Origin of the sequence: Fictibacillus halophilus (assembly GCF_016401385.1) — a bacterium.
GTDB classification, from domain to species: Bacteria; Bacillota; Bacilli; order Bacillales; family Fictibacillaceae; genus Fictibacillus; species Fictibacillus halophilus.
In genome coordinates this window covers 2,073,924-2,092,792 of sequence record NZ_JAEACF010000001.1, presented here as the reverse complement: position 1 = coordinate 2,092,792, position 18,869 = coordinate 2,073,924, and the positions used below count along the sequence as shown (strand labels likewise).

The 18,869-nt window shown below is 39.2% G+C and carries 21 protein-coding genes and 1 other annotated feature; all 21 genes read left to right on the top strand.

All coding sequences use genetic code 11. From position 1 onward, the window contains the following. Positions 1 to 110: 110 nt before the first annotated feature. The 21 genes from I5J82_RS10990 to I5J82_RS10890 all read left to right on the top strand — a co-directional run bounded on the left by I5J82_RS10990 (position 111) and on the right by I5J82_RS10890 (position 18,862). Positions 111 to 308 (top strand): hypothetical protein, encoded by a 198-nt coding sequence (locus I5J82_RS10990; RefSeq protein ID WP_198767884.1) that lies wholly within the window; start codon positions 111 to 113, stop codon positions 306 to 308. A gap of 33 nt (positions 309 to 341) precedes the next feature. Then, positions 342 to 521: a DUF3918 domain-containing protein gene (locus I5J82_RS10985; protein ID WP_144698875.1), complete on the top strand. Its 180-nt coding sequence runs from the start codon at positions 342 to 344 to the stop codon at positions 519 to 521. 53 nt (positions 522 to 574) lie between these two features. Continuing rightward, the gene (locus tag I5J82_RS10980; protein ID WP_198767883.1) at positions 575 to 1,648 is read left to right on the top strand and encodes an AI-2E family transporter; all 1,074 of its coding nucleotides are present in this window, start codon (positions 575 to 577) and stop codon (positions 1,646 to 1,648) included. A gap of 39 nt (positions 1,649 to 1,687) precedes the next feature. Next, positions 1,688 to 1,908 (top strand) — a binding site (T-box leader). Between the two features lie 354 nt (positions 1,909 to 2,262). Further along, a complete protein-coding gene (gene alaS, locus I5J82_RS10975; RefSeq protein ID WP_198767882.1) occupies positions 2,263 to 4,899 on the top strand; it encodes an alanine--tRNA ligase in 2,637 nt (878 codons plus the stop codon). 78 nt (positions 4,900 to 4,977) lie between these two features. Further along, entirely contained in the window at positions 4,978 to 5,253 is a 276-nt protein-coding gene (locus I5J82_RS10970) for an IreB family regulatory phosphoprotein (RefSeq protein ID WP_066240205.1), read from the top strand. Position 5,254: 1 nt separating this feature from the next. Further along, positions 5,255 to 5,674 carry a Holliday junction resolvase RuvX gene (ruvX, locus tag I5J82_RS10965; RefSeq protein ID WP_198767881.1) on the top strand — a complete coding sequence of 140 codons (420 nt, stop codon included), beginning with the start codon at positions 5,255 to 5,257 and terminating at the stop codon, positions 5,672 to 5,674. A 22-nt stretch (positions 5,675 to 5,696) separates the two neighbouring features. Continuing rightward, positions 5,697 to 5,996 (top strand): DUF1292 domain-containing protein, encoded by a 300-nt coding sequence (locus tag I5J82_RS10960; RefSeq protein WP_198767880.1) that lies wholly within the window; start codon positions 5,697 to 5,699, stop codon positions 5,994 to 5,996. Positions 5,997 to 6,117: 121 nt separating this feature from the next. Beyond that, complete coding sequence (gene mltG, locus I5J82_RS10955; protein WP_198767879.1) at positions 6,118 to 7,254, top strand: endolytic transglycosylase MltG; 1,137 nt, start codon at positions 6,118 to 6,120, stop codon at positions 7,252 to 7,254. 188 nt (positions 7,255 to 7,442) lie between these two features. Next, on the top strand, positions 7,443 to 8,087 hold the full coding sequence (locus I5J82_RS10950) for an O-methyltransferase (protein ID WP_233096463.1): 645 nt from the start codon (positions 7,443 to 7,445) through the stop codon (positions 8,085 to 8,087). 30 nt (positions 8,088 to 8,117) lie between these two features. Continuing rightward, the gene (gene udk, locus I5J82_RS10945; protein WP_066396435.1) at positions 8,118 to 8,759 is read left to right on the top strand and encodes a uridine kinase; all 642 of its coding nucleotides are present in this window, start codon (positions 8,118 to 8,120) and stop codon (positions 8,757 to 8,759) included. Positions 8,760 to 8,910: 151 nt separating this feature from the next. Further along, positions 8,911 to 9,387 carry a transcription elongation factor GreA gene (greA, locus tag I5J82_RS10940; RefSeq protein WP_066396425.1) on the top strand — a complete coding sequence of 159 codons (477 nt, stop codon included), beginning with the start codon at positions 8,911 to 8,913 and terminating at the stop codon, positions 9,385 to 9,387. A 106-nt stretch (positions 9,388 to 9,493) separates the two neighbouring features. Then, on the top strand, positions 9,494 to 11,239 hold the full coding sequence (locus I5J82_RS10935; protein ID WP_198767878.1) for a peptidoglycan D,D-transpeptidase FtsI family protein: 1,746 nt from the start codon (positions 9,494 to 9,496) through the stop codon (positions 11,237 to 11,239). A 96-nt stretch (positions 11,240 to 11,335) separates the two neighbouring features. Then, the gene (locus I5J82_RS10930) at positions 11,336 to 11,965 is read left to right on the top strand and encodes a YrrS family protein (protein ID WP_198767877.1); all 630 of its coding nucleotides are present in this window, start codon (positions 11,336 to 11,338) and stop codon (positions 11,963 to 11,965) included. A gap of 336 nt (positions 11,966 to 12,301) precedes the next feature. After that, positions 12,302 to 12,940 carry a class I SAM-dependent methyltransferase gene (locus tag I5J82_RS10925; protein ID WP_198767876.1) on the top strand — a complete coding sequence of 213 codons (639 nt, stop codon included), beginning with the start codon at positions 12,302 to 12,304 and terminating at the stop codon, positions 12,938 to 12,940. 15 nt (positions 12,941 to 12,955) lie between these two features. Next, the gene (gene mtnN / locus I5J82_RS10920) at positions 12,956 to 13,660 is read left to right on the top strand and encodes a 5'-methylthioadenosine/S-adenosylhomocysteine nucleosidase (RefSeq protein ID WP_198767875.1); all 705 of its coding nucleotides are present in this window, start codon (positions 12,956 to 12,958) and stop codon (positions 13,658 to 13,660) included. Further along, on the top strand, positions 13,657 to 14,124 hold the full coding sequence (locus I5J82_RS10915; protein ID WP_066396416.1) for an S-ribosylhomocysteine lyase: 468 nt from the start codon (positions 13,657 to 13,659) through the stop codon (positions 14,122 to 14,124). The genes mtnN and I5J82_RS10915 overlap by 4 nt, the downstream gene beginning before the upstream one ends. A 12-nt stretch (positions 14,125 to 14,136) precedes the next feature. After that, a complete protein-coding gene (locus I5J82_RS10910) occupies positions 14,137 to 15,060 on the top strand; it encodes a PLP-dependent cysteine synthase family protein (protein ID WP_198767874.1) in 924 nt (307 codons plus the stop codon). Between the two features lie 2 nt (positions 15,061 to 15,062). Next, the gene (locus I5J82_RS10905) at positions 15,063 to 16,196 is read left to right on the top strand and encodes a bifunctional cystathionine gamma-lyase/homocysteine desulfhydrase (protein WP_198767873.1); all 1,134 of its coding nucleotides are present in this window, start codon (positions 15,063 to 15,065) and stop codon (positions 16,194 to 16,196) included. A gap of 516 nt (positions 16,197 to 16,712) precedes the next feature. After that, a complete protein-coding gene (locus tag I5J82_RS10900) occupies positions 16,713 to 16,949 on the top strand; it encodes a YrhC family protein (RefSeq protein ID WP_066396410.1) in 237 nt (78 codons plus the stop codon). A 252-nt stretch (positions 16,950 to 17,201) separates the two neighbouring features. After that, a complete protein-coding gene (locus tag I5J82_RS10895) occupies positions 17,202 to 18,056 on the top strand; it encodes a GRP family sugar transporter (RefSeq protein ID WP_198767872.1) in 855 nt (284 codons plus the stop codon). A gap of 14 nt (positions 18,057 to 18,070) precedes the next feature. Next, the gene (locus I5J82_RS10890) at positions 18,071 to 18,862 is read left to right on the top strand and encodes a glucose-1-dehydrogenase (protein WP_198767871.1); all 792 of its coding nucleotides are present in this window, start codon (positions 18,071 to 18,073) and stop codon (positions 18,860 to 18,862) included. Positions 18,863 to 18,869 lie beyond the last annotated feature (7 nt).

Here is an 18,869-nt window from a genome sequence, read left to right as displayed (position 1 = left end):
ATTTCTTTTTTGTTTTTCTAACAGTCATGATCCTTCAAGAATTGTTATCTGTATATTTTCTATAAATTCAGGACACCCTTGTAAAAGTAAATTTAAAGGAGAGAGAGCAAGTGGAATGTCCGAACTGCGGTAGAAAAGATATTGGAAAAATCGGGGTGAACCAGTATTATTGCTGGAACTGTTTTATTGAGCTTTCCATTGTTAAAGGAAGACTGTCCCTTCATCAGGTGGAAGAAGACGGCTCTTTGACATCACTCGATGATTTGTTTGAAGATCAAGATCTGACTTATAGAGAAACCACTTCATAAAAAAACAAATCTCTGATGTCGAGGTGATATAGCATGAGCAGGACGATGAGTTCTCTTTTCGCACTTGGTATTGGAGCGGCAACATATGCGATGAGAAATAAGAGGATGTCAAGAATGTCTAAGATGAACTATAATCTTTCAGATATTGGTGATCTTTGGACATCACGACGTGTTAAGAAAATCCGTAAAAAAGTCGCAAAAGCCATTTATTAAGATAGCATACCCCGTCTAAAAAAGACGGGGTTTTTTAAGAAAAGGGTGAAAGGATGACAAAAGACATTCGAATGAAGTGGGTTTACCGGTTGAGCCTTTCTTTATTATTGTTTTTATGTTTGTTTCTTTTAATGAAACTTTACCCTCTTTACGAGCCATTATGGAGTGCGATAAAAGGGGTCTTTCTGCCTTTTTTTCTTGCTGCTCTTATTACATATCTACTCCATCCCGTCGTTGAATACGTCCATGAAAAGGGATTGCCTCGCTTTGTTGCGATCTTAAGTATATACATCCTTTTCTTTGGTGGTCTCGGGTTTGCGGCAGTAAAAGGGTTTCCTTATTTCGTCGTACAGATGAAGCAGCTGTTAGTCAACGTACCAGTACTTGCTGAGGATTATAAGGCACTATTGTACCAAGTGGACCGTGGAACATCTGCACTTCCGTATTCGGTTCATTCTAAAATAGAAAATTATATCGTTAAAATGGAAAGTAACGCACAGGATGTATTGACCAATGCGATCTTTTCATTAAGAAAAATTGTAGACTATTTCTTTGTTATCATCGTCGTACCTTTTTTAGTGTTTTATTTTTTAAACGATTTTGAAAAGCTGAAAAAAGCACTTTGGTACCTAACACCAAGAAAATACCGTTATGAAGGAAAGCACTTAATAAAAGATATCGATCAATCACTTGGAGGATACATTAGAGGACAGTTGTTTGTAGGTGCCATACTAGGAGCTGCGGCCATGATTGCTCTTTGGGTTGTTGGTATGCCTTATCCTATACTATTAGGACTCGTAATCGCCATAACGGACATCATTCCATACTTCGGTCCGATCTTAGGGGCGATCCCGGTCGTGTTGATCGCCTTAACTATATCTTGGAAGATGGTATGGATTACCGTCGGGATCATGTTAGTTCTGCAGTTTATAGAAGGCAACATCCTTGGTCCATTTATTGTCGGAAAGAACCTGCATATCCATCCAGTCTTTATTATTTTTTCATTATTGCTTGGCGGAGAATTGGCTGGTGTACCAGGAATGATTTTAGCTGTTCCGATTTTTAGTGTGATCAAGGTCATTATCATACACATCAGGGAACATCGACTTCAATCATCATCCGATTGACAAGTAAGAATAAATAAACGTATACTAACGCTAGAAGATCAAAAATCGCTGAAAGAGAAAAGTACGTTTCAGTCCTTCCAAAAGAGAAAAACATCCATCGGCTGAAAGATGTTTTAGGAAGAAGCGAAGCAGAAAGCTACTCTGGAGTGCAGAAGGAAAATCTGCCGTTATGCCGCGTTAAGGCTTTAATCAAGGTGATATGCTTATTTGAAGCATATAACCAGGGTGGTACCGCGTGAATTCAAACTCTCGTCCCTGTTTTTTTATAGGGATGGGAGTTTTTTATTTTGCCACTTGGCATAAGTTTGTAGGTTTAGGTTTGATTTTGTACCTAATTACCAATTCAATCACTTACATTATTTAACTAGGCTCTTTCTAAAAGATTGTTGCTTTAGATCTTTTCTCTTCTTATGCAAGTTGATTGCAGCGGAAGGTGGCGAGACTCCTATGGGACGAGCGGTCAGGTGGAGACTCCTAATGGCGCAAAGCGGCAGGAGGCTCACCGCACGCCCCATGGAAAGCGAGCGACCTGGAGCGGAAATCAACTACCTTCAATAGCAACATGAATACGAAATCAGTCTTTTATATTTATCTAAAAAAGGAGAATGAAAACGATGAAAAATTTGACTTCAGCTCAAGTTAGACAGATGTTCCTTGATTTTTTCCAAGAAAAAGGCCATGGTGTAGAACCTAGCGCTTCCTTAGTTCCGCATGAAGATCCTACTCTTTTATGGATCAACAGTGGTGTCGCAACACTTAAAAAATACTTTGACGGCCGCGTGATTCCTGAGAACCCTCGTATCACAAATGCACAAAAATCGATCCGTACGAACGATATCGAGAATGTTGGTATTACAACTAGGCACCACACGTTCTTCGAGATGCTAGGAAACTTTTCGATCGGTGATTACTTTAAAGTGGAAGCTATTCTTTGGGCATGGGAATTCTTAACGAGTGAAAAATGGATCGGCTTTGATCCTGAAAAACTTTCTGTGACGATCCACCCGGAAGACGATGAGGCGTTTGATATTTGGACAAAACAAATAGGATTACCTGAAGAGCGTATCATTCGATTGGAAGGAAACTTCTGGGATATCGGTGAGGGACCGAGCGGGCCTAACACAGAGATCTTCTATGACCGCGGTGAAGCTTTCGGCAGCGATCTATCTGACCCTGAACTATATCCCGGTGGAGAGAACGATAGATATCTTGAAGTATGGAACCTTGTGTTCTCTCAGTTCAACCATAATCCGGATGGCACATATACACCACTTCCTAAGAAGAACATCGATACAGGTATGGGACTCGAGAGAATGGTTTGTGTAATCCAAGACACAAAGACGAACTTTGAAACAGATCTATTCATGCCAATCATCAAAGCAACAGAAAAGCTTTCTGACACGTCTTATGGCTTAAGCACAGAGACAGACACTGCGTTTAAAGTAATCGCTGACCATGTTCGTACGGTAAGTTTTGCGATTGGTGACAGTGCTCTACCATCAAATGAAGGAAGAGGATATATTCTTCGACGTTTGATCAGAAGAGCGATTCGTTTTGCGAAAAAGATCAACATCAACAAGCCTTTCATGTATGAACTAGTACCAACTGTTGCAGACATCATGGTTGACTTCTACCCAGAAGTAAAAGAAAAAGTTCCGTTCATTCAAAAAGTTATCAAGACTGAAGAAGAGCGATTCCATGAAACGATCAACGAAGGTCTTGCCATCTTAGAAGATGTGATGGCAAAAGAAAAAGAAGAAGGAAGAAACGTTATTTCCGGAAAAGACGCATTCAAGCTCTACGATACGTTTGGTTTCCCATTTGAGCTCACTCAAGAATATGCAGCTGAAAACGGAATGGATGTAGATTTAGAAGGCTTTGAAAACGAGATGAAGGCTCAACGTGAACGTGCACGTGCGGCAAGACAAGAAGTAGACAGCATGCAAGTTCAAGGTGGAGTTCTTTCTGATATTACCGTGAAAAGTGAGTTCTCTGGTTATGACCACTTAACAGGAGAAGCGGAAATTTTAGAAGTACTACAAAACGGTGAACGAGTGGCGATGGTCGCTTCAGAAGAAGAAGCACAGGTCATTCTAGATGTGACACCATTTTACGCTGAAAGCGGTGGTCAGATCGCGGACCAAGGAACGATAACAGGTAAAGAGCTTTTACTTAAAGTAAAAGATGTTCAAAAAGCACCTAACGGACAAAACCTTCATACCGTAGTTGTTGAAAAAGGTGTTCTCGAAAACAATATGGAAGTTTCTGTTGAGGTTGACCCTGAAATTCGTGCAAAAGTAGTGAAGAACCATACAGCTACTCACCTTCTACACCAAGCATTAAAAGATGTGCTTGGAACGCACGTCAATCAGGCAGGATCTCTTGTACAAGAAGGTCGTTTGCGTTTTGACTTCACACACTTCGGAAGCATCTCAGCTGAAGAGCTTGAGAAGATCGAAGAGATCGTAAACGAAAAAGTATGGGGCAACATTCCTGTCGAAAAGATGGTTAAAAACATTAACGAAGCAAAAGCGATGGGAGCAATGGCACTGTTCGGAGAGAAGTACGGTGAAACAGTACGCGTTGTAAAAGTAGGAGACTACAGTCTTGAGCTTTGCGGTGGGTGTCATGTAAATAACACATCTGAGATCGGCTTGTTTAAGATCGTATCAGAATCAGGTATCGGTGCTGGAACACGCAGAATCGAAGCTGTTACGGGTGAGAACGCGTATCGCCTGATGAACGGTCAAGTACAGCTTTTAAAAGACACGGCAGCTAAGCTAAAAACAAATCTTAAGGACGTGCCACAGCGAATTGATGCATTAAACGAACAAATTCGTGAGTTGCAAAAAGAGAAAGAATCTCTTGCGGCTAAGATCGGAAATATGGAAGCAGGCAGCCTTGTTGATGAAGTTCAAACAATCAACGGTGTTTCTGTGATCGCTAAAAAAGTGAGCGGCATGGATATGAACGGATTGCGTTCAATCGTGGATGATTTAAAAAATAAACTTCAAAGCGGAGTAGTTATTCTTGGTGCTGAAAACGGTGGTAAAGTAAATATCGTAGCCGGAGTAACAAAAGATTTAGTGACAAAAGGCTATCATGCGGGTAACCTAGTAAAAGAAGTGGCTGTTCGTTGCGGCGGAGGCGGTGGAGGCCGTCCAGATATGGCACAAGCTGGTGGAAAAGATCCCGAAAAGCTGCAAGAAGGAATAGATTCTGCAGTTGAAATGATCAAAACCGTTTCCTAAGCTTTCATCTTTCATGTACAATAGATACAAGAACTAATTTGTCCCTTAAGGGAGATCTTCAGAAAGAGGTGTTCGCCAGTGAGTTCAATGGACAAAACGATGAAGTTTAACTTCAACGAAGATGATGCTTATAAGACGAATGTTGAAACTGTTCTGTTTTCTGTTTATGACGCCCTGCAGGATAAAGGATACAATCCGATCAATCAGATTGTAGGTTATTTGCTCTCAGGAGATCCGGCTTATATACCTCGTCACAATGATGCGAGAAGCATGATTAGAAAACTGGAGCGAGATGAGCTTATTGAAGAGCTTGTAAAATCATATTTATCCACTCAAAAAGAAGGAAGTCGTTAATTTGACAAAAACACTCGGACTGGATGTTGGAACGAAGACGATTGGTGTTGCCGTCTCAGATGCACTGGGTTGGACAGCACAAGGAGTCGAAACGATACGACGCCGTCCTAATAAGCCAAAAGAAGACTATGCAAGGATCCAAGAGTTGATTCAGTTACATGATATCAGCAAAATCGTAGTAGGTCTTCCAAAGAACATGAATGGTACGATTGGTCCCAGCGGAGAAGCTTGTCAAAACTTTGCAAAAGATATTGAAAGTCTGACAGGTCTTTCGGTTATCCTATGGGATGAGAGGCTGACCACCATGGCAGCTGAAAGAACGTTGATTTCAGCTGACGTGAGCCGAAAGAAGCGAAAACAGGTGATCGATAAGCTGGCAGCTTCGATCATCCTTCAAGGTTACTTGGACAGCCAACAATAAGAAAAGTAGAGGTGAGCCAATTATGGCAAAAGAAGAACGCGAACGCATCGTTATTCCAGACGAGAACGGTGACGAAAATTTATTTGAAGTTTTATTTAAATTTGATGTAGACCAAACTGGAAAATCATACATGGTAACTATTCCTGTAGCTGATTCAGAAGATGATGATACGGATGAAGTTGAAGTTTTCCCTTTCCGTTATGAAGAAAATGGAGAAGAAGACGATCTTGCTCTATTCCCACTTGAGTCAGACGAAGAATGGGACATGATCGAAGAAATGCTAAACACATTTCAAGATGATGAGTACGAAACTGAAAATTGATGAAAAGAAAAGGAAGTTGGTTTTTTAAAACCAACTTCCTTTTTTTATTCCATTTTACGGCTAATCTCGACAATTTCTGCTAGTAAACGTATAATTAAACAGGTGGGAAGGGGGACATAACATGTTACATCTCCAGTCATCTGGGAATTACATAAATGAAAATAAAAGTAAAAAACGTACCAAAACGATTGTTCTATCTATTTTGTTTCTAATTGTTGCTTTAATCATTGCTGCGGCCATAGGTGCTTATTATTATTACAATAAAAATATTGAGCCGATCGACTCAACTAATAATGAAAAAATTACGGTGGAAATTCCAATTGGTTCTTCTTCTTCAAAAATAGGACAAGAGCTTGAGGATAAAGGGTTGATCAACAATGGTGATTTCTTCAGACTCTATACACGAGTTAAAGGAGAAGGTAACTTTCAAGCGGGCATTTACGAATTAACTCCTTCCATGAACCTTTCTGAAATTATTTCAGCTCTTAAAGACGGAAAGATGTTTAAAAAGCCAGCGCTAACTTTAACAATTCCTGAAGGATATAATGTCCCGCAGATCGCAAAATTAATCAGTCAGAAAACGGGTTATACCGAAGCAGATATTATCAAAAAAATGACTGATAAATCTTATTTGAAACAGCTTCAAGACAAGTATCCAATCTTACCCGATGACATCATGAAAGCTGGGCTGTACTATCCACTCGAAGGATTTTTGTTCCCTGCCACTTATGATTTTGATGTGAAGAAACCAGAATTAACAGATGTGATCGACAAGATGATCGAGCAATCTTCTGTTGTCCTGACTAAACATGAAAAAGATATAGAGAATAGCGGTTATTCACTTTTTCAGATCATTACGTTGTCTTCTCTTATAGAAGAAGAATCTCAGCGCGAAGAGGACCGAAAAAAGATTGCCGGTGTTTTTTATAATCGCTTAAGTAAGGATATGAAATTGGATTCTGATCCAACGGTTAAATATGCTAGAAAGAATTTCGATGTTCAAGTCTTATACGAACATCTTAAGTATGATTCAAAGTATAATACGTACCTTTATAAAGGTATTCCGATCGGACCTATCACTTCACCAGGCGAAAAAGCGATTGAAGCTGCACTGCAACCAGTGAAGATGGAGGAATTGTTCTTTTATGCAAGACCAAACGGTGAAGTCATCTACACCAAAACACTAAGCGAACATAACGCTGTATATAAAAAATACAGAGATGAATGGAAGGTTTGGCAAGAAAAAGACAATAATTAAGCATGTTTCTGAGGATACTAGTAGGTATTCTCTTTTTTTATGCTGTACAATCAACATGTTAATAAATCTATTTGAAGAGTGAAGCAATCTGTCATTTCATAGAAAACAGCCGTAACGAAATAGGACTCTCGCCTTCAAATAAAGATTATGTTACAATATACCGGTTAGTGTGAAGGAGGCGTGTTACTTTGGTCTCAAAAGAATTGAACCAATATATTGAAAAAATTATTCCAACGCGCTCTGAACAAGTACTAAAAATGGAGCAATACGCGAAAGAGCATAATGTGCCGATCATGGATCTAACAGGGATGGAGACGCTTTTGTCCTACGTTAGATTGAAAAAACCGAAACGTATATTAGAAGTAGGAACAGCGATTGGATATTCCGCCATCCGAATGGCTCTTGCATGTGAAGATGCTGAAATTATTAGTATTGAAAGAGATGAAGAACGGTACAATATAGCAAAAGATAATGTTAGTTCGTTTCATCTAGAGAGCAGAATTACTTTGTTATTTGGAGATGCGAATGAATTGCAGAGCCAAGTAGAAAACTATGCCCCATATGACTTTATTTTTATAGATGCAGCAAAAGGACAATATCAAAACTTTTTTGATCATTATTCCTCCATGCTGTCACCTGATGGCATCATCGTCACAGATAATGTTCTCTTTAGAGGGTATGTCGCTGATGAAAGCGGCTTAGAGAGTAGAAGACTTCGTTCTCTAGTAAAAAAAATTAGAAGTTTTAACGAATACATGATGCAGCATCCTGACTATCAGTCTTCAATCTTGCCGGTTGGGGATGGAATGATGGTGAGTATTAGAAATTCTTAATGGGACATGCAGTTTGGAGGAGTAATCAAAATGGCACAAAAACCAATAGTAATTGGGGTTGCAGGTGGATCTGGATCAGGTAAAACGACGGTAGCAAAAGAAATTTACAGGCAGTTTGCTAACCAATCCATCTTAATCATAGAGCAAGATGCGTATTATAGAGATCAATCAGAAAAATCGATGGAAGAAAGATTGGACACGAATTATGATCATCCTCTTGCTTTCGATAATGATTTGTTAATCCAGCATATATCTTCACTTCTAAAATACGATTCCATCGAAAAACCAGTGTACGACTATACAGCACATACAAGAAGTGATAAAATTATCCCAGTTGATGCTAAAGATGTCATTATACTGGAAGGTATTTTGATCCTTGAAGACGAACGACTACGTGATTTGATGGACATTAAGCTGTTTGTAGACACAGATGCAGATGTACGTATTATTAGAAGAATGGTTCGAGATATTCGAGACCGTGGAAGAACACTTGAATCTGTAATCGATCAATATACATCAGTAGTACGGCCGATGCATAATCAATTCATAGAACCAACGAAACGATATGCAGATATCATTATTCCAGAAGGCGGCCAGAATCTTGTTGCGATCGACTTAATGGTAACAAAAATTAAGACGATATTGGAAGACAAAGCATTATTGAAAAAATGAGGAAGATCATCCTCATTTTTTCGGTATACACGGACAAATTTCAGCTTTAAGCCATTTGGCAATCAACTATTGACCCATTTTTTATACATACCCTAGCCGAATTATCATATAACGTAACAAGGGTACTGATTATTTAAGGAGTGAAAAAACAATGGCAGACGAGAAAAAACACTATATGACCTTAGAGGGTAAACAGAAGCTAGAAAACGAACTAGAGTTTTTAAAAACAGAACGAAGAAAAGAAGTTGTTGAACGAATTAAAGTAGCTCGTAGTTTTGGTGATCTTTCTGAGAACTCTGAGTATGATGCAGCAAAGGACGAGCAGGCATTCGTAGAGGCTCGTATCGTTCAATTAGAAAAAATGATTCGTGATTCGGTTATTATTGAAGATAATAAAGACCAATCTGATAACGTTTCCATCGGAAAAACAGTTAAGTTTAAAGAGCTTCCAGATGGTGACGAAGAAACATATATCATCGTAGGTAGTGCAGAAGCTGACCCATTCGAAGGTAAAATCTCTAACGACTCTCCAATGGCTAAAAGCCTTCTAGGTAAAAAGCCTGGAGATAAAGTTTCTGTTCAAACACCTGGTGGCGAAATCAGCGTTGTTATCCTAGAAGTGAAGTAAACGTTTCAACGTTTAGAAGACTTGCAGTAATCTGCAAGTCTTCTTTTTTTTGCAGTCGTTTAGGAACAAATCGAGTGGGTGAGAATAGGAGTAAGGTGGTGAGCGTGTGTTATCGAAGAAAAGAACGATGGTAGTGGCACTTTTTTTCCTTTTCCTTATCCTTTTTCTCACTTATCGGTTAGCTGATATACAACTGATTTCTACTACTTCCTTTTCCAAAAATAAAGTGAACCTCATACAAGAAAGTGTTGATCAGCGTACACACCGTTTTACGATCAACGATGGAAGAGGTTATTTTCTTGATCGAAATGGTGAGTTGCTCTCAACAGATGTCAGAGCTCAAGTTATCGTCTTTCCTAATCTTTACTCAAGAAAATGGCCGATTGATTCTATTGCCCGCATACTTGATATACCAACAAGTAACTTCACAAAAAAAATCAGTGAACTAAAAAAACCGTCAGCATTCTCTCTTTCAAAGGAACTCAGTATTGAGCAGATGAATGAGATTAATAAACTAGAGATTCCCGGGCTCTACGCTCAGCTTGTCACAAAACGAAACCCAACTCCGTTCGCTAATCATATCATTGGAGCGGTTGGACAAGATCCGGATCTGATCAAAAGAAAGTACGAAGATAAACTGAAAAAAGGCTCTGTTACGATAAGCACTAAAACAGGTAAGAACGGTATGCAATATACATTTGATCCTTTTTTAATTTCGGAAGGAGAAACAGAGTATATCTATCATGTGGATCGTCAAGGACATCCGTTGTTCGGACTAGATGTTAAATTTCGCTCGCAATCGAACCCCTTATATCCTCTTTACGTGAAAACGACGCTAGATAAGAAGATGCAGGAAACGGTGGAAAAAACACTTGATGCTCATGGTGTCGAAGAAGGTGGAGCTGTTTTGATTGATATAGAAACCAACGAACTGTTAGCGATGTCAAGCAGACCTTTGTTTTCAAGTGAAACCATCTATAAACATGTGGATCATATGACGTCTCAGCAAATCCCTGGTTCTATTTTCAAAATTGTAACAGCAGCTGCTGCTATTGAAGGGAATAAGATACAAAACGCGAAGACGTATGATTGTGACTTAAACATTTACGGTGAAAAAGATGAGAGGCAGCTAGGGATGTTAAACGTCGAGGACAGCTTTACACAGAGCTGCAACAGAACATTTGGAGATCTAGCAAATGAATTACAGAAAACAGATCCAGATTATATGAAAAAGTATGCAGAAAAGTTAGGTCTACTAACGCGTAATGGCTGGGAAGGAGAAGTCTATCATCTAGAATCGTTTTCTCACTTCTATAAAGAAGAAGCTGGTCAGATCTACAGCTCAAAAAAGAAAAGATCAGATTACAATAGTTCTTTAGCTGTCTCACAAACTGCGATTGGTCAGTTGGATGTGAAGATTACACCGCTCGCAGCTGCTAATATGATGGCGACGATTGCTAGGGGCGGGGTTAGTTATGAAGTTAAGACAGCTAAAAGTGTGAATTTTGCTAATGATACAGAACTCATTGAGTTTGAAGATCACAAGAAAGAAGATGAAAAGCTTTCTCCTTACACGATCATGAGACTTCAGTCCCTTCTTTTAAACGTGGTAAAGGACGAGAAAGGTACAGGACACGCCTTGCAGACATTGCCTTTTCAAGTTGCAGGAAAATCCGGAACCGCACAAAAAGGTGAAGATAAACATTTTAACAATAAGTGGTTTGCAGGATACTTTCCTGCAGATCAACCTCGTTATGCTCTAGTAATCGTAGACTTAAAACACGATACCGTAAATCGCACGATCCCTGTATTTCGGGACATAGCGGTTGAAATAATGGGAAAAACGAATTGATGGAAGATATAATCTAAAAAAGAGTAATAGGAAATAGTGTTGCTATACCTCTTCCTCGTGGTAAAATAAAAAAAGTATTTTACTGAGGAGGATATTATGAAACGAAACCAGCGTTATGAATCAAGGCTAGAAAAACGAAAACAAAATCGTTTTTTAAACATAGCAATCGGGTTAGTTGTTTTACTGATTGTTGTTGTTGCATTTAATCTTTTCTCAGGTGATGATGATCAAACAGCTTCAACGAACAAATCTAGTTCTGAACAAACTACTGAAAACGACGATTCTAATAACAGTTCAATTGAAATGGAAACGGATGATTCAAAGTCAAAATCTGATGATGAGGATTCCAAATCTGAGGATAAATCAGCTGAAGAGAAAGAAAAAACAGATGAAGAAGTAACAGAAGAAGAAAAGACAGAATCAGAAACGCCTGAAGGTGGAGGTCCTGAAGGTCCATGGCAACCAATCGGAACTTCGCAAACAGAACCTCATACAAAGACGTATGATGACGGTTCACAAGACTGGAACGAGATGGTCCAAGCTCTTTCTTATGCAACCAGCATTCCACAAGATCAGATGACCATTTTTTGGTTAGGAAATGGCGGAGGACCTGATCTTTCAAAAGGTACCGTACAGTCTAAAGCAGACGGAAAAAAATATGATGTTATGCTTCAGTGGATTCCTGAAAAAGGATGGCAGCCAACAAGTGTAACACCTGTTCAATAAAACGAAGAAAGACAACCTGTTGAAAGTAACAGGTTGTTTTTTTATGTTTAATGTTTGACTTACCGACTACAAAAAATAAGGTACAAAAAAGGCTGTTGAAAAATAGTCTATATAACACAACAAGTAAAACGGTTCTTAAACACGCTATATAAGATTAAATTGACTCCATAGCTGTCTGTTCGGACTATGATTAAGTAAAGCATTCTCTAATTTATGCCAAAAGAAAAAGATTTTTCATTTGAAAATTTTTAGTAATTATGATAATTTGGAACCTGTAAGATTTTAATTCATAGTATATTGATAGGAATTATATAAATTAAAAGGTGAGTGTGAAAAATGGGACGAGAATTTATTGATCTTTTTGATGAGTGGTCTTCCTCTTATGATGAAACGGTATCAGGAAATGATGAGGAATATAAAGAAGTTTTTCATAATTATGATGAAATATTAGAAACAGTCGTTCAGCGGTCCGGAAGTGTTGTCCTAGAGTTCGGAGTTGGAACTGGTAACTTAAGCGAGAAACTTCTTAGAAGCGGAAAGCAAGTGATTGGTATTGAGCCGTCAAAAGGAATGCGTGAAAAAGCGTCCGACCGTCATCCAGATCTAACTCTATATGATGGTGATTTTTTGTCTTTTCCAAAGCTCGATCAAGAGATTGATACAGTAGTAAGCACTTATGCTTTCCACCACCTAACAGACGAAGAAAAAGATCTGGCAATCGGACAGTATAGCCAGCTGCTAAAAAAGAATGGTAAAATTGTGTTTGCAGATACCGCTTATCTTCACGAAGATGATAAAAAAGAGCGTCATGATAAAGTAAAGTCTCAAGGTTTCCTTAACTTGTTAAAAGATCTTCAGACTGAATATTATACAACGCTTGGAGTACTAGAAGATCTATTTAAGAAACATGATTTTGAAGTCTCGTTCAAAAAACTTAATGAATATGTCTGGCTGATGGAAGCGGTAAAAAAATAGACATTGGAGATTATTATGAAGCGAATTGGAATTATTGGTGCAATGGAAGAAGAAGTTGTTCTGCTAAGAGAGCAATTAGAAGATCTAGAAGAAAATAAACTCGCAGGATGTGAGTTCTACAAAGGTTCACTCGGCGGTCAAGAAGTCGTGTTATTAAAATCAGGGATTGGAAAAGTAAACGCAGCGATCGGAACTACGTTGTTGATCCAACTCTATGGACCAGATGTAATTTTAAACACGGGATCTGCTGGAGGTTTTCATTCAGACCTGAACGTAGGCGATGTAGTCATCTCAACTGATGTGCGCCATCATGATGTAGATGCAACAATCTTTGGTTATGAGCACGGTCAAGTACCACAGATGCCGCCGAACTACCTTCCAGACGAAAAACTTGTGAATGCAGCTGAGAGAGCTGGAGCGAGAGTAGAAAACATACAAGTTGCAAAAGGTTTGATCGCTTCAGGCGATTCATTTATGAGTGATCTTGCTAGGGTAGAAGATATCAGAGGCAAGTTTCCGACTTTATATGCAGCTGAGATGGAAGCAGCGGCTATCGCTCAAACGTGTTATCAATTTAACGTTCCTTTTGTGATCATCCGTTCTTTATCAGATATTGCAGGAAAAGATGCACGTGTTTCTTATGACCAATTCTTACAAACAGCATCTAAGAACTCAGCAGAATTAGTACAAAAAATCGTGGAGGAGCTGAAATCATTATGACAAAGAAAATGAATGTAGAAAGCTTTAACCTTGATCATACGAAAGTAGTCGCGCCTTATATTCGTTTAGCAGGTACAACTACAGGAGCAAACGGAGATATTATCCATAAGTATGACATCCGTTTTTGTCAGCCGAACAAAGATCATATGCCGATGGAAGGACTTCATTCTATTGAACATCTGATGGCGGAGAATATTCGTAATCACCATTCAACTGTAGTGGATATCAGTCCTATGGGTTGTCAGACAGGTTTTTATCTATCTGTGATCAACCATGATAACTATGATGAGATTTTAGAGGTTCTAGAAAAGACGTTGAACGATGTTTTAGAAGCTACTGAAGTACCTGCATGTAATGAAGTTCAATGTGGCTGGGCAGCTAACCACAGTCTTGAAGGTGCGAAAGAGATCGCGCGCAAGATGCTTGCTAAAAAAGACGAGTGGCATATTGTTTTCGGAGAATAGAGGACGATTTCAATGAAATATTTTAAAAATGTGCATGAGATGATCGGTAATACACCTCTCATGGAGATCACTCAGTTTTCACTTCCAGAAGGTGTTCGTTTATTTGCAAAACTAGAGTTCATGAACCCTGGAGGAAGTGTGAAAGATCGCCTAGGTTTGGAACTGCTAGATGCAGCCCTATCCAAGGGTGATCTTGTGCAAGGTGGAACGATCATCGAACCTACAGCAGGAAATACAGGGATCGGCCTTGCTCTTGCTGCGATCAATAAGGGAATTAACGTAACCTTTGTTATTCCAGAAAAATTTAGTATAGAAAAGCAGGAGCTTATGAAAGCACTGGGTGCGACCATTGTTCATACCCCTACCTCAGAAGGAATGAAAGGAGCGATCAAAAGAACAAAGGAATTGCTGAATGAGATTCCGAATTCTTTTTCTCCTTCCCAGTTTTCTAATCCCGATAACCCAAACACTTACTACAAAACATTAGGTCCAGAAATCTGGAATGCTCTTGATGGTCATGTAGATGTTTTTGTAGCCGGTGCGGGTACAGGTGGTACGTTCATGGGTACAGCTCGCTATTTAAAAGAAAAGAACGAAAACGTTAAGACCGTGATTGTTGAACCTGAAGGCTCAATTCTTAACGGTGGAGAATCAGGACCTCATAAAACTGAAGGTATCGGCATGGAATTTCTTCCAGCATATATGGATTCATCCTATTTCAACAGTATCCATACGGTATCAGATGTTGATGCATTTCAAAGAGTCGCTGAATTAGCAAAAAAAGAAGGTCTTCTTGTTGGAAGTTCTTCAGGAGCAGCGCTACACGCAGCTCTCATTGAAGCTCAAACAGCACAACCAGGGCAAAACATTGTGACTATTTTTGCTGACAGCTCAGAGCGCTATTTAAGCAAGAAAATTTATGAAGGAGGCATCTGATTATGAAACGCAAAACAAAACTAATCCACGGAGGCATTCCTTCTGATAAAACAACAGGAGCTGTGTCTTTTCCGATCTACCAAGTAAGCACATACAAGCAAGAAGATGTAGGTGTTCATAGCGGATTTGAATATTCTCGTACAGGAAACCCAACTCGACATGCGTTAGAAGAACTGATCAAAGACTTAGAAGGAGGCAAACGCGGATTTGCGTTTGGTTCTGGTATGGCTGCCATTACAGCAGTTATGATGCTGTTTGATTCTGGTGATCATGTTATTTTAACAGATGATGTTTACGGCGGTACGTATCGTGTGATGACGAAGGTCTTGAACCGTCTTGGAATCGATTCGACGTTTGTAGATACAACGGACATTGAACAGATCGAAGCCGCATTAAAACCGAACACAAAAGCGGTTTATGTTGAAACACCAACAAATCCGCTATTAAAGGTTACAGATATTGAAGCTGTAGCTTCCTGGGCAAAAACGAAAAACCTTCTGTTCATGGTGGATAATACGTTTAACACACCATACTGGCAGAATCCGATCGACCTAGGAGCAGATATTGTGCTTCACTCAGCAACAAAATATATCGGCGGCCATAGTGATGTTGTAGCAGGTCTAGTCGTGGTAAACGACGAAAAGCTAGGAGAAGATCTACATTTCGTACAAAACTCAACAGGAGGCGTTCTAGGGCCTCAAGATTCATGGTTGCTCATTCGCGGTATAAAAACGCTTGGGTTGCGCATGGAAGCTCACGAGAGCAATACGAAAAAAATCGTTGAATTTCTAAAATCTCATCCAGCAGTAGAGAAAATTTATTACCCAGGACTAGAAGATCACCCTCAACATGAAATTGCTAAAAAACAATCTGGCGGTTTTGGTGGTATGGTATCGTTTGATGTTGGATCACAAGCGAATGCTGACGCACTTCTGAAAAAGGTAAAATACTTTACACTTGCAGAAAGCTTAGGCGCAGTTGAGAGTTTAATTTCTGTTCCAGCTCGTATGACACACGCTTCTATACCTGCAGAACGAAGAGCAGAATTAGGGATCACAGATGGATTGGTACGTATCTCGGTTGGTATTGAAGATGCTGACGATTTGATCGATGATCTAAAAAATGCTTTAAGTTAAGTAAAAAAAGAGAAGAACAAGTGCTTTAGCAGGCACTTGTTCTTTTTTGTTTATGTTGGCTATGTAAGTCTATTCCACATTGGCAGAGGTTGAACCTGAAAAAGCCAAAGCCTCTCCGAGTGCATAGGTAAGGGGTATAAGGTATGTCAAGAATGTCGAAATATGTAAACTCGCCGATATATGACTAAAACTCGCTGAATAAAAGCCAAAACTCGCTAAATTAAAGCGGAAAATCGCCGAATTAACTCCAAAGTTTCCAGGAATAATTCCTGAATTAGCACTTTGAATACCCCACAAGGTAATATGCTACTAACAGTTTCGGAACGCGACAATGAACATTTTTGAATCGAATGATTATAAGTTAAATTTATCTTTAAAATAAATTGAATAAAGCTAATGTATGATCACAATTTAGACAAAATTACTTCACGCTTTTGTCAAAATCTGCTTGGTAGGTTGCTATCTTACCTATGTTATCCTTTATATAGAGATTAGGAGTAGGAGGTAGACACCGTTATGAAAAACAATGCTGAATTCATTCAAAAGAAAATCGCTGACTACCAGCGCTTCGGTTTTATTTTATTGGCTGTTAGCACGTTCTTTTATTTAGGACTGGTACTTCCTGTTGAAGACAAAAACTTTGTTCAATCCATCACACTAGGTATTGCATCTACAACGTGCTTAGGGTTCACTGCACTTATGTATAGAGTCGTAAGAAAGTGCAAAACACAATTACAAGAATTAAGTGAGTAAACGATATAGATAATTTCACGTACCGTCCCTTCAGTAGGGGCGGTATTTTTTATGTTCTCAAAACGGAATTTAAAAGAAAGCGTTTCCGCAAAACTGCAGGGGTGATTTGACTAAAAAAGCTTAATTTTCCAGGCTTTCATAAGTTCAAATTAGATAGTTTATTCGGATAGAACAATCGGGTATGGATACAGAACGGCCGATGAAGGTCATACTAAGTTTTAATAATCTATATTAGAGAAAGAAGTGGAGTTAGTGGGTATCATCTGGGCACTTATTACAGCAGTCTGCTGGGGAAGTATCGTGTTAGTGAGCGAAAAACTCGGCGGAGACTTTCACAGTCAAACATTTGGAATGACACTTGGAGCTCTATTGTTTTCAATTGTTGCATTCTTTATCGTGCAGCCTAATCTTAATATCACAGTATTTGCGATCGGTATCGTATCAGGAATCTTCTGGGTGATCGGACAGCGGAACCAATTTGCTAGTGTTGATTATTTAGGGGTTTCTAAGATTGTTCCTCTTTCAACAGGCATGCAGTTGTTCGGAACAACATTGTTCGGGGTCATCGTTTTTCATGAATGGAAAACAACTACGGAGATTATCATCGGAATTATTGCAATCTGTGCAATTATAGCGGGAGCCTTATTAACATCAAGAAGAAGTGAACAAGGTGATCAAAAGGACAAACAAAACTTTAAGAAAGGACTTACCATTCTCCTCATTTCAACGATTGGATATGTTACATACGTCGTAATTATAAGATGGTTTGAATTGAACGGATGGCAGGCGATCCTACCACAGGCTGTAGGGATGTTTATAGGTGCGCTCGTTTTATCTTTTAAACATAAACCTTTCAATAAGTACTCTGTCCGCAATATTTTAACAGGATTGATTTGGAGCACAGGTAATTTGACCCTGCTGCTGTCATTGCCTCTTATCGGAATCGCGACAAGCTTCTCGCTTTCACAGACGGGTATCATCATATCAACACTCGGAGGAATCTTCTTATTAGGTGAAAAAAGAAGCAAGAAAGAGATCATTTGGGTGATCTCAGGCTGTGTTCTCATTATAGCAGGCGGCGTCATGTTAGGATTTACAAAATCATAGAGGAGCTGAACAAGATGTATCCAGATTTAAAAGGAAAAACGGTTATTATCACAGGCGCGGCCACAGGTATCGGTAAAGCTTGTGCACTAAGATTCGGACAAGAACAAGCGAATGTTGTGATTAATTTTCATTCAGATAAGCAAGTGAAAGAAACAGAAGAAATGATTAAGGAAATTAAGAATAGCGGTGGAAATGCAATTGCTGTTCAAGGAGATGTAACAAAAGAAAGTGACATCAAACAACTTATTGAAAAAACAATTAGTGAGTTTGGATCGCTAGACATCATGATTAACAACGCAGGTATTGAAAATGAAGTGCCATCCCATGAGCTAACATTGGAGGATTGGAACAAAGTCATATCTACGAATTTAACGGGCCAGTTTTTAGGTTGCAGAGAAGCGATCGACTACTTCCTAGAGCATGATATCCAAGGAGCCATAATCAACATGTCGAGTGTACATGAGATCATTCCATGGCCGCATTTTGTTCATTACGCAGCAAGTAAAGGCGGAATTAAGCTGATGACACAAACGCTAGCACTTGAATATGCTCCTAAACGCATCAGAATCAATAGCATTGCGCCAGGTGCGATCAATACACCGATCAATGCTGAAAAGTTTTCCGATCCAAAACAAAAAGAAGGAGTCTTAAAGTTAATTCCTATGGGATATATTGGTGAGCCAGAGGAAATCGCAGCGACTGCGGTTTGGCTAGCTTCAAACCAAGCAAGTTATGTTACAGGATTAACGCTGATTGCTGATGGCGGAATGACATTATATCCAGGGTTTCAAGCTGGAAAAGGTTAAAAGAAAA